Annotated in this window: 16 protein-coding genes; 11 read left to right on the top strand and 5 right to left on the bottom strand. The window is 18.6% G+C overall.

Annotated elements, in window-relative coordinates; genetic code table 11:
- The first annotated feature begins 21 nt into the window (after positions 1 to 21).
- The 9 genes from V9D86_RS01240 to V9D86_RS01200 all read left to right on the top strand — a co-directional run bounded on the left by V9D86_RS01240 (position 22) and on the right by V9D86_RS01200 (position 8,138).
- Positions 22 to 2,040 (top strand): heavy metal translocating P-type ATPase, encoded by a 2,019-nt coding sequence (locus V9D86_RS01240; protein ID WP_334330988.1) that lies wholly within the window; start codon positions 22 to 24, stop codon positions 2,038 to 2,040.
- A gap of 137 nt (positions 2,041 to 2,177) precedes the next feature.
- A complete protein-coding gene (locus tag V9D86_RS01235; RefSeq protein WP_334330987.1) occupies positions 2,178 to 2,738 on the top strand; it encodes a S26 family signal peptidase in 561 nt (186 codons plus the stop codon).
- Positions 2,739 to 2,775: 37 nt separating this feature from the next.
- The gene (locus tag V9D86_RS01230) at positions 2,776 to 3,417 is read left to right on the top strand and encodes a uracil-DNA glycosylase (protein WP_334330986.1); all 642 of its coding nucleotides are present in this window, start codon (positions 2,776 to 2,778) and stop codon (positions 3,415 to 3,417) included.
- Between the two features lie 109 nt (positions 3,418 to 3,526).
- Positions 3,527 to 3,988, top strand: a complete 462-nt coding sequence (gene dut, locus V9D86_RS01225) for a dUTP diphosphatase (protein WP_334330985.1) — start codon at positions 3,527 to 3,529, stop codon at positions 3,986 to 3,988.
- Between the two features lie 182 nt (positions 3,989 to 4,170).
- On the top strand, positions 4,171 to 4,896 hold the full coding sequence (gene rpsB, locus V9D86_RS01220; protein ID WP_334330984.1) for a 30S ribosomal protein S2: 726 nt from the start codon (positions 4,171 to 4,173) through the stop codon (positions 4,894 to 4,896).
- A 59-nt stretch (positions 4,897 to 4,955) separates the two neighbouring features.
- Entirely contained in the window at positions 4,956 to 5,819 is an 864-nt protein-coding gene (gene tsf / locus V9D86_RS01215; RefSeq protein ID WP_334330983.1) for a translation elongation factor Ts, read from the top strand.
- Positions 5,820 to 5,880: 61 nt separating this feature from the next.
- Positions 5,881 to 6,609, top strand: a complete 729-nt coding sequence (gene pyrH, locus V9D86_RS01210) for a UMP kinase (protein WP_334330982.1) — start codon at positions 5,881 to 5,883, stop codon at positions 6,607 to 6,609.
- A gap of 1 nt (position 6,610) precedes the next feature.
- Positions 6,611 to 7,189, top strand: coding sequence for a ribosome-recycling factor (locus V9D86_RS01205; RefSeq protein WP_334330981.1), 579 nt, complete (start codon positions 6,611 to 6,613; stop codon positions 7,187 to 7,189).
- Between the two features lie 40 nt (positions 7,190 to 7,229).
- The gene (locus tag V9D86_RS01200; RefSeq protein WP_334330980.1) at positions 7,230 to 8,138 is read left to right on the top strand and encodes a phosphatidate cytidylyltransferase; all 909 of its coding nucleotides are present in this window, start codon (positions 7,230 to 7,232) and stop codon (positions 8,136 to 8,138) included.
- Between the two features lie 74 nt (positions 8,139 to 8,212).
- On the opposite strand, the gene V9D86_RS01195 is transcribed toward V9D86_RS01200, so the two are convergent.
- Complete coding sequence (locus tag V9D86_RS01195) at positions 8,213 to 8,725, bottom strand: DJ-1/PfpI family protein (RefSeq protein WP_334330979.1); 513 nt, start codon at positions 8,723 to 8,725, stop codon at positions 8,213 to 8,215.
- A 211-nt stretch (positions 8,726 to 8,936) separates the two neighbouring features.
- Between V9D86_RS01195 and V9D86_RS01190 the strand changes: the two genes are divergently transcribed.
- Together V9D86_RS01190 and V9D86_RS01185 are read left to right on the top strand one after the other, a co-directional pair.
- Positions 8,937 to 10,112 carry a tRNA nucleotidyltransferase/poly(A) polymerase-related protein gene (locus V9D86_RS01190; RefSeq protein WP_334330978.1) on the top strand — a complete coding sequence of 392 codons (1,176 nt, stop codon included), beginning with the start codon at positions 8,937 to 8,939 and terminating at the stop codon, positions 10,110 to 10,112.
- Positions 10,105 to 11,022, top strand: coding sequence for a CMP-binding protein (locus V9D86_RS01185; protein ID WP_334330977.1), 918 nt, complete (start codon positions 10,105 to 10,107; stop codon positions 11,020 to 11,022). Before V9D86_RS01190 ends, V9D86_RS01185 begins: the two co-directional genes overlap by 8 nt.
- A gap of 94 nt (positions 11,023 to 11,116) precedes the next feature.
- On the opposite strand, the gene V9D86_RS01180 is transcribed toward V9D86_RS01185, so the two are convergent.
- The 4 genes from V9D86_RS01180 to rsmD are packed head-to-tail and all read right to left on the bottom strand — an operon-like array spanning position 11,117 to position 12,768.
- The gene (locus V9D86_RS01180) at positions 11,117 to 11,539 is read right to left on the bottom strand and encodes an OsmC family protein (RefSeq protein WP_334330976.1); all 423 of its coding nucleotides are present in this window, start codon (positions 11,537 to 11,539) and stop codon (positions 11,117 to 11,119) included.
- A gap of 47 nt (positions 11,540 to 11,586) precedes the next feature.
- On the bottom strand, positions 11,587 to 11,952 hold the full coding sequence (locus V9D86_RS01175; RefSeq protein ID WP_334330975.1) for a hypothetical protein: 366 nt from the start codon (positions 11,950 to 11,952) through the stop codon (positions 11,587 to 11,589).
- 22 nt (positions 11,953 to 11,974) lie between these two features.
- A complete protein-coding gene (locus V9D86_RS01170) occupies positions 11,975 to 12,172 on the bottom strand; it encodes a YneF family protein (RefSeq protein WP_334330974.1) in 198 nt (65 codons plus the stop codon).
- A gap of 35 nt (positions 12,173 to 12,207) precedes the next feature.
- Positions 12,208 to 12,768 carry a 16S rRNA (guanine(966)-N(2))-methyltransferase RsmD gene (gene rsmD, locus V9D86_RS01165; RefSeq protein WP_334330973.1) on the bottom strand — a complete coding sequence of 187 codons (561 nt, stop codon included), beginning with the start codon at positions 12,766 to 12,768 and terminating at the stop codon, positions 12,208 to 12,210.
- Positions 12,769 to 12,782 lie beyond the last annotated feature (14 nt).

Here is a 12,782-nt window from a genome sequence, read left to right as displayed (position 1 = left end):
TATAAAGGAGTTTAAAGAAAATTGTTACATGATTTTTTGCCACAAAATAAAGATAAAATATTAAAAACTCCTTTTATTTTATTTTTATTAGGTATAAGCATTTATTTATTTATATTTTTACCTTTTTTTTATTTTGATTTTTTCAATGATATATTTTTTTTATTTTTTTCAAAAGAATATTTTTCTGATAATTCTTGTTTATTAACAAAAATAATTTTTCAAATAATTTTAACATTCATTATTTTAATATTAATTGGTTATCATATATTATACGAAGGTTTTGTAGAAACTTTTAAAGAAACAATTAAAAATAAAAAATTCACTCCTAATATTCATATTTTGATGTTATTAGGAGCTTTAGGTTCTATTTTTATAAAAAATTTTAACGAATCAATTATATTAATCATTATTTTTTCAGGGGCTAATTTTTTAGAAGAATATGCTGAATCAAAAAGTCAGAAAGAAATAAAAAATCTTTTGAAAATGGCACCCACTGAAGCTCGTTTATTGAAAGAAAACAACAATATAGAAATTGTTGATGTTAAAAAATTAAAAATTGGCGATCATATAGTAATTTTAAATGGAGATCAAATACCCACAGATGGATTTATTTTTTCAGGTAATTCAACCATTAATGAGTCAAATATTACGGGCGAAAGTTTTCCTATTGATAAAAAAGAAGGAGATAGTGTATTTTGTAGTACTATCAATATAACAAATTCATTTATTATGGAAATAACATCTAAAAGCGATGAAACAATTTTTTCTAAAATAATTAAATTAGTACATCAGAATAAAAATAATATTTCTAAAAAAGCTAGTTTTATTAAAAAAATAGAACCTATTTATGTTAAATTAATATTGATTATTGTTTTTATAATTGTAATAATAGGTAATTTAAAGTATACAAATACTCAAGATTTATTTTATAGAATTATAATATTTCTAACAGTTGCATCACCTTGTGCTTTGGCTGTTGCAGATATTCCTGCTACATTATCGGCTATTTCTAATTTAGCTAATAAAAAAATATTATCAAAAGGCGGAAGAACATTAGAAATATTTTCTGATATAAAAAATATTGCTTTCGATAAAACAGGTACTTTAACTAAAGGAAAACCTGTAGTAGAAAATTTTATATTTAAAAATAATATATTAGAAAAAGATAAAAAAAAATATTTAGATATTTTATTTGCTATGGAAAAAAAATCTAATCATCCAGTTGCTTTTGCAATAAAAAATTTTTTAGAAAAAAATAAAAATATTGATAATGATTTAGAAATAGAAATTAAAAATTTACTTGGCGTTGGTGTTGAAACTTTTTATAAAAAACAATTTTATAAAGTTGCTAAAATTGATAAATTTACAAATGTTTCGGATTATATTGCATTAAAAACAAAAAAATTTTTATCAGAGGGAAAAACAGTTATTGGTTTAAGTTGCAATAATGAAATAATTATTTTAATAACTATTTTAGATAAATTAAGAGAAGAATCAAAAGAAGTAATTAAATATTTTAATGATTGCAAAATTAATACTTTTATGATTACTGGAGATAATTATCAAACAGCTTTATCTTTGAAAAAAAAAATTTTTATAAAAAAAATATTTCATAATGTTTTACCACATGAAAAATCAGAAATTATTACAAAATTAAAAAATAAATATGGAATGATAGCTATGGTAGGTGATGGCGTAAATGATACTCCTGCTTTAGTTAATGCTGATATTGGTATTACATTAAAAGAAGGAACTGATGTTGCTGTTGATGTTTCTGATGTTATTTTAATGCAAAATAATTTAAAACAAATTATTTATTTACATAAGATATCTATTAAATTAAAAAAAATTTTATGGCAAAATATTATATTTTCAATAACGATAATTTGTTTATTAATTTTTATAAATTTTTGTCCGTTTTATTTTTTATGTAAAGGTTTAAATTTAACTATAGCTGTATTATGTCATGAATTAAGTACTATTTTAGTAATTTTAAATGGATTAAGAATGTTAAAAAAAATTAAAAATATTTCAATATAAAAAATTTTTTAAAATATAAAACATTATTCAATATAAATATTATTATATTTTGAAACAATAAACATATTATAAAATAAAAAAATAATAACAATATTAAATCAAAAAACATAATAATAGAGAGATGTTAATTTAAAAAAATGATTAAAATAAAATTTAAAAAAATATTTTCTTTTCTAATAAAAATAAAAATAATTTTGTATTCATTAATACTAATTTATATGTTAGCAATATTGATACATGATTTTATAGATCCTAAAACAACAGTAAGACATCTTTTTTTAAATAAATATATAGTAAGTAGTGGTAGCATGCAACCAACTATAAAAGAAGGGGATGCAGTCGTTGTCTTTAGGATAAATAAAGTTGAAGAATTAAAAGAATCTATAAATCCTCATATTAAACCGAATGATAATACATTAAAAACAAACAGTAAATTTGATAAAAATAATGATAATGGAGATATTATAGTTTTTCAAAATAAACATAATCCTAAAGAAATGATTATTCATAGAGTTGTTGTAAATGACAAAAAAAATAAGAAAATAACTACTTTAGGGGATAATAATATAGGTTATAATCATTCTGATAAAGATATTGATTATGATCAAGTTGTTGGAAAATATATTTTTAAATTTAATAAAATATATTTATTTATATTAACATTTTTAATTTTATTTATATTATTTTTTGTTTTTTGATATATTTAAAAAAAATAAAAAAATAGGAATTTAAAAAATGTGGTATAAATTTATAAATAAAGAAAAAAATAAACCATACTTTAAAAGTATGGTTTATTTTTTAAAAAAAGAAATACAAAAAGGTAAAATTATTCTTCCTGAAACCAAAAAAATTTTTTTAGCTTTTAAATTAACGCCTTATGAAAAAGTAAAAGTAGTTATTTTAGGTCAAGATCCTTATTCTGGAGATAATCAAGCACACGGTTTATCTTTTAGTGTTAAAAATAATAAAACACCTCCTAGTTTGAATAATATTTTTAAAGAATTAAAAAATGATTTAGGGATTATAAATAATAAAAGTAATTTAAAATCATGGGCTTTAGAAGGTGTTTTAATGTTAAATTCTATTTTAACTGTCGAAAGATTTAAATCTTTTAGTCATAATAATATTGGTTGGCAAAAGTTTACTAAAAATATTTTTAAATTTTTACAACAAAGACAAAATATTGTTTATATTTTATGGGGTAAATTTGCTCAAAATTACGAAAAATATATTATTAAAGAAAAAAATTATATTATTAAAAGTTCCCATCCCTCTCCTTTATCATCTTATCGTGGTTTTTTTAATTCAAAACCTTTTTCTAAAACAAATGATTTTTTATCTCTTCGAAATATAAAAATTATTAATTGGAAAACATAATTAAAATATTTTAATATAAAAGATTTTTAAATAATATATTATTTAATAAAAATAATAAAAAAATAAATTTTAAAATTAAGTAATAAAATAAATAAAAAAGAGAAATGATATGAAAAAAAAACGTTATTTTGAAATTATTAGTAATTATATAAATAATAATATTAAAATACCTAAAAGACAAACTAAATTTAGTGCAGGTTATGATTTGGCATCTGCTGAAGATGTTATTTTTCAACCAAAAGAAATTAAATTATTACCTACTGGAGTTAAAGTTTATTTTGAACCAACAGAATTTTTAATGATTTGTATTAGATCTTCTGTTCCTATTAAAAAAAAATTAATATTATCTAATGGTGTTGGAATAATTGATCATGATTATTATAATAATAAAGAAAATGAAGGTCATATTTTTATTAGTTTGTATAATTTTACAAATGAAATTGTAAAAATTAATAAAGGTGAAAGAATTGCTCAAGGAATTTTTCAAAAATATTATATAGTTGAAGAAAAAATAGATAATCATATTTTGAATAATCAAAGAAAAGGTGGTTTTGGTAGTACTAATTATTAATATCTTATTATTAAATTTAAAAAAATATAAAAATTATGTTAAAATTTTAGATATGTATAATTGAAAAAATAATATGATTAAAATACATAAATAATGTTCGAATATCCTAGTGCTTTTAAATTAAAAAAGTGGATATTTTTAAGTTATTTAGAAGATAAAAACAAAAAGAGGAACTAAAAAAAATGGCTGTTGTTACAATTAAACAATTATTAGAATCAGGAATACATTTTGGACATATTACAAGAAAATGGAATCCCAAAATGAAACAATATATTTTTACTTCAAGAAATGGTATTCATATTATTGATTTAAAAAAAACAGTAGAAAAAATTGAAAAAGCTTACCAAGAATTACAAAAAATAGCTGCTGTTGGAGGTAAAATATTATTTTTAGCTACAAAAAAACAAATTAAAAATATAGTAAAAGAAGAAGCACAAGCTTCACAACAATATTATGTGGTTCAGAGATGGTTAGGTGGTACTTTTACTAATTTTAAAACTATTACACAAAGAATTAATTTATTGCATCAATTATATAAACAAGAAAAAGATGGTTTATGGAAAAAATTACCTAAAAAAGAAGTATCAAAATTAACACAAAAAAGAGAAAAATTAGAAAAATTTTTAGGTGGAATTAAAAATATGAAAACATTACCACAAGCAATTTTTATTGTCGATCCACAAAAAGAAATTATTGCAGTTTATGAAGCTGCTAAATTAGGGATTAAAATTTTTGGAATTGTGGATACTAATTGTGATCCAGATTTAGTAGATTATATTATTCCAGCTAATGATGATGCTATCAGAGGAGTAAAATTAATTACTTCAATTATAGCTAAAGCAATGAATAAAACAACAGAAATAAAGAATAATAATATTGATGAAAAAAATAATAAATTTATAAAATAATAATTTAATTTATTATTATTTTTTAATTAATCAATTTTAAAAAAAGGATAAAAAATAAAATGCAATTTGATGTAGAAAAAATAAAATTTTTAAGAAACGAAACTCAAGCAGGAATTATGGATTGTCAAACAGCATTAATTAATTCTAAAGGTGATATCGAACAAGCTATTGTTTTTTTAAGAAAACAAGGTATTAAAAGAGCATCTGAAATAACTGGAAAAAAAACATTAGGTGAAGGTTTAACTAATGTAATTATAGATAATAATGAAGCAGTTTTATATGAATTAAATTCTGAAACAGATTTTGTTGCAAAAAATAAAATTTTTTTAGATTTATTAAATTTATTAGGAAAAATTTTATTAAAAGAAGTTAAACCAAATATGAATATAGATGAAATTTTAAATTTAAATATTAAAGATAAAAAAATTAAAGATTTATTATTTGAAACAACTTCTATAATTCAAGAAAAAATTTGTTTGAGAAAAGTTATCAAGGTTATTAAAAAAGATGACGAAAATTTTGAAATGTATAAACATCAAAATGGTTTTATTTCTGTTTTAGTAATTGCTCAAAATAGTAATAAAAATAGTAAAAAAGATATTTTAGAAGATATATGTATGCATATAGCAGCAAAAAAGCCAAGATTTTTAAATAAAGAACAAATAGATTCAGAAATATTAAATCAAGAAAAATTAATTATTGAAGCACAAGTAAATAAAGAATTAATAAAAGAAAAAAAAGTTAATATAAAAGAAAAAATTATAGAAGGTCGTTTAAATAAATTTATTCAAAATATTTGTTTCATGGAACAACCTTTTGTAAAAAATCCTGAACAAAAAGTAAGAGATTATTTAAAAGAAAAAAAAATTAAAATTATCAATTATTGGCGTTTAGAAGTTGGAGAAGGTCTTAAAAAAATATAAAAAAATAAAAATATTTATATTTTTTTAAAAATTATTTTTGGAATAGGGAAAATATTATTTTATGTATAAAAGAATTCTTTTAAAATTGAGTGGTGAAGCGTTAAAAGGTAATAAAAATTACGGTATAGTGGATATTTATGAAATACGTAAAATAGTTGAGGAAATTAAAGAAATTAAAAAATTAGGAACTGAAATAATTATTGTAGTTGGTGCAGGTAATATTTGGCGCGGATTTAATGGACAACAAAAATTTGGAATAGATAGAGTACAAGCTGATTATATAGGTATGTTAGGTACAATTATGAACTCTTTAATTTTACAAGATGTTTTAGAAAAAATAAATATTCAAACTAGAGTAATGACGGCTTTTTCTGTACCAACAGTAGCGGAACCTTATATAAGAAGAAGAGCTTTACGTCATTTAGATAAAGGTAGAGTAGTTATATTGGGTGCTGGTTTAGGTTCTCCCTATTTTTCTACAGACACGGCTGCTGCTTTAAGGGTTATTGAATTAAAAGCTGATGTTTTTTGTATGGCTAAATTTGGTGTAGAAGGTGTTTATGATAAAGATCCTAGGAAATTTAAAGATGCTGTTTTATTATCAAAAATAACTCATGAGCAATTAATTTCAAAAAAATCAGATATAATGGATGTAACAGCAGTTTCTTTATGCTGGGAAAACAATATAGATATTTTAGTGTTTAATATGAGTATTAAAGGTAATATAAAAAAATCTTTTTTAAAAGAACAAATCGGAACAATTATTACTTCTAAAAATAAGGATAAATAAAATGCAAGAACAAGCTAATGAAATTTTAGACAATATTCAAAAAAAAATGCAAAAATCAAGTAATGAAATGTTAAAAAAATTATCTAGTATTAGAACGGATGTATCTAATCCTAATATTTTAGATAAAATTAAAATTAATTATTATGGAGAAAATATATCTTTAAAACAATTAAGTTCTATTAGTGTTATTAAAGGAAACCAATTGAACATAAAACCATACGACATTAAATTAACACAACAAATTAAAAAAGCTATTTTAGTTTCAGATTTAGGAATAAATCCAGAAGTAATTAATAATTCATTTATTCAATTAAATTTTCCACCATTAACAGAGGAAAGAAGAAAAGAATTAACTAAAGAAGTTGGAAAAATTTCTGAAAATACTAAAATTGTAATTAGAAATATTCGTCGTGAATGTAATGATAAAATTAAAAAAATTAAATTAACAAAAGATTTAGAGTTAATTTTTTTTAAAAAAATTAAAATTTTAACTGATAAATATATTGGATTAATAGAAAAACAAACTGACGATAAAAATAAAGAATTAAAAATTATAAAAAATTTCAAGAATATAAAATAAAAATATTTTTAATTATAATATAAATTATAAAAGGAATTATATGTTGAAGCAAAGAATAATTACTGGAATATTTTTATTTTTATTTTTATTTTTTTTAATTTTTTTATTTTCTATAATAGAAATAGCACAAACGACAAAACAAAATTTATTAATTTTATTAGGATTTTTTTTTATTGTTTTATCTAATAAAGAAATTTTTACTATGTTTGAAAAAGAAAAAAAAATAAAATTAAATCATAAAATATTTATTTTAATATTAAGTATAATAGTTTTTTTATTTTCTTTATTGCGATGGCTAAATAATGATACTAATATTAGTAATCAAAAAAATTCAATCATACAATGTTTATCAATATTTTTTTTATTTATAATTTTATTATTGTTAATATTTTTTGTTATTTATGATAATTTTACAGCCAAAGATTTAGGAATAAATTTTATTATCATATTTTATATTAGTATCGGAACATCAAGTTTTTTATCATTTTTTATAAACAATAAAATTTTTTTTTGGTATATTATTTTAATTACTGTTTTAACAGATATTTTTTCTTTTTTAACTGGTTCTTTATTTGGCAAAAAAAAAATATTTCCAAATATAAGTCCTAATAAAACTTTAGAAGGATATATATATGGTAGCATATTATCTACTTTTATTGTTTGTTCAATTTTTTTTGTCTATTATAAAAAAATTTTTTTTATAACAACATATAAAATAATAAACATTTATTTTTTTATTATATTTACTTTTTTTAATTCTATTATGGCGCAAATAGGTGATTTAATAAATTCTAAATTTAAAAGAAATTATAATATTAAGGATTTTGGAAAATTACTTCCTGGTCATGGTGGATTATTAGATCGTTTTGATTCTTTATTATTTATTTCTTTATTTATAAATTTTATTTTTCAATTAAACATATTTACATTTAATAATATTAATAATTAAAAAATCCAAAAATATTAATATAACAAATAATATAAAAAAATTTGGTATAATATTTTTTGGATTATTTTATGTAATTAATTTAATTTTTTTATTAATGTAAAAGCAAAATCAAAAACAGTTTCAGGAGAACGAGAAGTAATTAAATTATCACTAATTACTGTTGAAATATTAGGACAATAGTTTCCTTCTATTAATGTTTCACATCCTGGATAACAAGAAAATTTATGTTCTTTTAATAAACCTAATTTACCTAAAAACACTGGGGCAGCACATATAGCACCAATTATTTTATTATTTTTATAAAAGTGATTAATAATATCTAAAATTTTATCTAAATCATAATCATTTTTATTTATCACTGATTTAACATAAGGTCCTCCGGGAATAATTAAAAATTTATAATCATTATAATTTATATTTTCTAGATAACAATCTGCTTTTAAATTTAATCTTGTAGCAGAAAAAACATTTAAATTTTTATTATTAGTTGTAGTTACTATATCAAAATTATTTTTTTTTAAAATAGCTCGTGTAACTAAAGCTTCACAATCTTCAAAACCATTATACAAAATTAATAAACCTTTCATAAGTACCTCTTTATTCATATTTTTTAAAAATAATAATCAATAATTGTTAATATAAATTTAATCATCATTTTTTTTAATTATACATAAATATATAATTATTATGCAAATTATTTTTTAAAAAATTTAATATTAATTTAAAAAATTTTTATTAAATGATAAAAAAATAGATAAATTTAAATAATTATTTATTAAAAAAAAGAAAAATATAAAAATGAAAATAAAAAAATTAAATTTAGCTCGAGATATTTTAAAAATATTAAATAAAAACGGATTTGAAGCCTTTATTGTAGGTGGAGCGGTTAGAGATTATTATTTAAATTTACCATTTTTTGATGTAGATATCATTACTAACGCTTTAACCTTAGATTTAATTAAAATTTTTAAAATTAATTCTAATAATATAAAATATGGTTCTTGTAATATTTATTTTAAAAATAACAAATTTGATATAACTACTTATCGAATTGAAGAAAAATATAAAAATAATAGATATCCTGAAAAAATAATTTTTACTAATGATGTAACAAAAGATCTTTTAAGAAGAGATTTTACTATTAACAGTCTTTTAATGGACGATCAAAAAAATATCATTGATCATTTGGATGTATTATCTGATATTAAAAATTCTATTATTAAAACAATAAAAGAACCTGAAAAAAAATTTCAAGAAGATAGCATTAGAATGTTAAGAGCTTGTTATTTTCAAGCAAAATTATGTTTTGAAATAGAAATAAATACAAAAAAAGCTTTAAAAAATAAAAGTTATTTATTAAAAAAAATTTCTAAAGATAGAATTTTACAAGAATTTATAAAAATTATTTCTCAAAAAAATTTTCATAAAGCTTTTATAACCCTAAAGGAAACTAATATAATAAATGTTTTAAAAGGTTTACAAAAAGGTATTAATTTTTGTATTGAAAATAAAATAAAAAAAATAAACAAAGATGTTTTTTTTATTTTATCTTTAATATTGGATAAAAAAATGTTTAATTATTTTAATTTTTCTAAAAAAGATCAAAAATTATATAAAACTGTTGAATTTTTATTTAATAAAAAAAAATTAGATATAAAATGGTTATTATTTAAATATGACTTAGAAATATGCTTATTAATTAATAAAATTAATTATTTATTTAAAAAAGAAAAAAATAAAACTCAAAAAATAAAAATAATTTATAAAAATTTAATTATTAAAAAAAATTTAGATTTAAGAATTTCATCTATAGAAATTTTAAAAATAATCAAAATTCCACCTGGTTTATGGTTAAATAATTTAAAAAAAAAAATTATTAAATTAGTTTTAGATGGAAAAATTATAAATGATAAAAAAAATTTATTAAATTATGTCATAAAAATTAAAAAAGAAATGATTAAAAATAATGTTTGAAAAAGAAATAAATCAAGAATATATTTTAGTAGGAAAAGTAATAAGTATTAATCAAGGAGAAAATTTTTATAATTTAACATTAAAATTAACTAATAATAAAGATATTAATATTAAATTAAATACAAATGAAAAACAACCAATTATAAATAAAATATATCAATTTAAAGTTATTTGTATTTTAAAAAAAGAAAGAAAAATTTTAATAAATAAAGAATTTGATTTAGTGGAAAATATTTTAACAGTACACGAATTATATCGATTATTTTCTCATTTTTTTCCATGTACTAAAGTTAATTTTACTGTTACACAAAAAATTATAGAAAATTATTTATATAAAATAAAAAATACTATAATTTTTAATATTACTAAAAATTTATATGAAAAAAATAAAAAATCTTTTTTAATACATCCTGCAGCTTTGAAAATGCACCATACTTATTATGGTGGTTTAAGTATTCATACTGTTAATATTTTAAAAACATCAGATATTTTTATTGAATTATTCCCTTATTTAAATGTAGATTTGATATATGCCGGTATTATTTTGCATGATATGGCAAAAATTAGAGAATTAAATGATTTAAGTAGAACATACACTAAAGAAGGTGTATTATTAGGTCATTTAGTAATGATGAATAATGATATTACAGAAGAAGCTCTTTTGTTAAATTATCAAAATAAAGAAGAAGTTTTGATTTTAAAACACATTATAATTTCTCATCATGGATTATTAAATTTTGGTGCTTTACAAAAACCTAAAATAGGAGAGGCTCTTTTAATTTGGTATTTGGATACCATAGACAGTCAGTTTTCTGTTTTGGGAGAAAATTTAAAAAAAATTGAAAAGGGTAATTTTACAGAGTCAATATCAGTTTTAAATAAAAATTTTTTTTATAAACCTAATATATAAAATAATTGATATGATTTTAATTTAAATATTTAAATTAAAAAACCATTTTTTAATGGTTTTTTTGTGTTTATAAAATTAAATTAAAAAAATATTGCTAATTAATTGAAATATCTTTATAATCAACAGGAAAAATTTTTAAATGATTATAATTATTAATTATTCTAGAAATTGGGCATTTTTGATGTGTTGCTTCTAAAATAACTTTACTATCTTTTAAAGAAAAACTTTCTATTCCTATTTTCAAAATTAATTCAAAATAAAAACCTTGTTTATCTTTGTGTACATTGGAAACTAAATTAATTTTTATATCTAAATCATTAAATCCTTTTTGTAAAAGAATTTTTTTAGATGTTTTATAAAAACAAATTATCCAAGATAAACAAAATAATTCTTGAGGATCGCTTTGGTTTTGATTATTTGGTGTTAAAGCAGAAGTTAATTTATTTTTAATATTATCTTTAATAAAAATAAAATCATTTAATTTTTTTTCATAAAAAACAGTTACTTGAAAAGCCATATATTTATATTTCCCCGGGAAGTTATTTTCAAAATAATAAAAATATATTAATCAATAAAATAAATTTTTTTAAATTCTCGATATTTTTTAATTAATTTATATACTTTAGGATTTATATAATAAAAACTTTGTTTTGATTTATTATTAATGTTTTTATCATCATCATTATTATTATTATATTTAATGACAATAAATAAATTACTTAAAATATGAGTAATTTTATGATTATCATTTAATTTATGGATTATATTTGGTTCTTTACATAAAGTTTTTAAAATTTCTTTTTCTAGTGAAGAACATGTTAATAAATATTTTTTTAACTTATAAAACCATATTTTTTTATCACAAAAATCCATTAATATTATGATTAATATAACTAAAAAAAATAAAATTAAAAATGATGTAAATTCCATTATATTATTAAATACAAATTAATCATTTTGTTTTTTTCATACTTTCGACAATTTGTTTAATTTGTTTTTCTGAAGGTGTTCTTCCCATTTGTTTAAACATTTCTCTAATTTGTTTTTCATTAACAAGAGGATTTTTTATTAAATATTTTTTGAATCCAAAAAACATCAAAGCAGCTCCAATTATAATGCCTAAAGATAAACATGTAATTTCAGTCCACATTTTTTTATTTCACCTTTCTATTTTTAATAGCTTAATTATACTTTAATTTTTTTTTTTTGATAAAATTTTATTTTTTTATTACCTTGTTTTTTATCTTTAATTAAATTTATTTGATCAATTTTATCAGGCAAAATAATTCTTTTATCAATTTCACAAACAATAAAACCATTATCTTTTATAATTAAATTTAAATTTTTTAGTAAAGATAAATAAAATTTAAAATTATATGGAGGATCAATTATAATTAAATCAAAAATTTTTTTATTTTTTAAAAAAATTTTTAAAATTCTGGAATAATCACCAAAAAATAATTTAAAATTGGAAGATGTTAAATTAAGTTTAATTTTATTTTTATAAATAGTTTTTATAGCGGAAACAGAATTATCAACTAAATAAATTTTTTTAGCATTTCTGCTTAAAGCTTCGAAACCACATGCTCCACTACCAGAAAATAAATCTAAAACATATTTATTTTTTAACCAAGATCCTAAAGTATCAAAAATAACTTTTCTAATTAAATGAGTAGTTGACTTAGTTTTTACAGAAGGAACTAATTTTAATTTAAAACCTTTATATTTTCCGCTAATAATATACATAATAGTATTTCATA

The organism is Candidatus Phytoplasma prunorum (assembly GCF_036924415.2).
In the GTDB taxonomy this organism is placed as follows: Bacteria; Bacillota_I; Bacilli_A; order Acholeplasmatales; family Acholeplasmataceae; genus Phytoplasma; species Phytoplasma prunorum.
This window is presented reverse-complemented; position numbering and strand designations above follow the sequence as displayed.

Excerpts from the sequence above, each read along its gene's own strand:
- V9D86_RS01170 (WP_334330974.1), bottom strand. The coding sequence starts at position 12,172 with ATGTGGACTGAAATTACATGTTTATCTTTAGGCATTATAATTGGAGCT.
- V9D86_RS01235 (WP_334330987.1), top strand. The coding sequence starts at position 2,178 with ATGATTAAAATAAAATTTAAAAAAATATTTTCTTTTCTAATAAAAATA.
- tsf (WP_334330983.1), top strand. The coding sequence starts at position 4,956 with ATGCAATTTGATGTAGAAAAAATAAAATTTTTAAGAAACGAAACTCAA.
- V9D86_RS01175 (WP_334330975.1), bottom strand. The coding sequence starts at position 11,952 with ATGGAATTTACATCATTTTTAATTTTATTTTTTTTAGTTATATTAATC.
- V9D86_RS01230 (WP_334330986.1), top strand. The coding sequence starts at position 2,776 with ATGTGGTATAAATTTATAAATAAAGAAAAAAATAAACCATACTTTAAA.
- V9D86_RS01205 (WP_334330981.1), top strand. The coding sequence starts at position 6,611 with ATGCAAGAACAAGCTAATGAAATTTTAGACAATATTCAAAAAAAAATG.
- V9D86_RS01200 (WP_334330980.1), top strand. The coding sequence starts at position 7,230 with ATGTTGAAGCAAAGAATAATTACTGGAATATTTTTATTTTTATTTTTA.
- V9D86_RS01195 (WP_334330979.1), bottom strand. The coding sequence starts at position 8,725 with ATGAAAGGTTTATTAATTTTGTATAATGGTTTTGAAGATTGTGAAGCT.
- rsmD (WP_334330973.1), bottom strand. The coding sequence starts at position 12,768 with ATGTATATTATTAGCGGAAAATATAAAGGTTTTAAATTAAAATTAGTT.
- V9D86_RS01180 (WP_334330976.1), bottom strand. The coding sequence starts at position 11,539 with ATGGCTTTTCAAGTAACTGTTTTTTATGAAAAAAAATTAAATGATTTT.
- dut (WP_334330985.1), top strand. The coding sequence starts at position 3,527 with ATGAAAAAAAAACGTTATTTTGAAATTATTAGTAATTATATAAATAAT.
- rpsB (WP_334330984.1), top strand. The coding sequence starts at position 4,171 with ATGGCTGTTGTTACAATTAAACAATTATTAGAATCAGGAATACATTTT.
- V9D86_RS01185 (WP_334330977.1), top strand. The coding sequence starts at position 10,105 with ATGTTTGAAAAAGAAATAAATCAAGAATATATTTTAGTAGGAAAAGTA.
- pyrH (WP_334330982.1), top strand. The coding sequence starts at position 5,881 with ATGTATAAAAGAATTCTTTTAAAATTGAGTGGTGAAGCGTTAAAAGGT.
- V9D86_RS01190 (WP_334330978.1), top strand. The coding sequence starts at position 8,937 with ATGAAAATAAAAAAATTAAATTTAGCTCGAGATATTTTAAAAATATTA.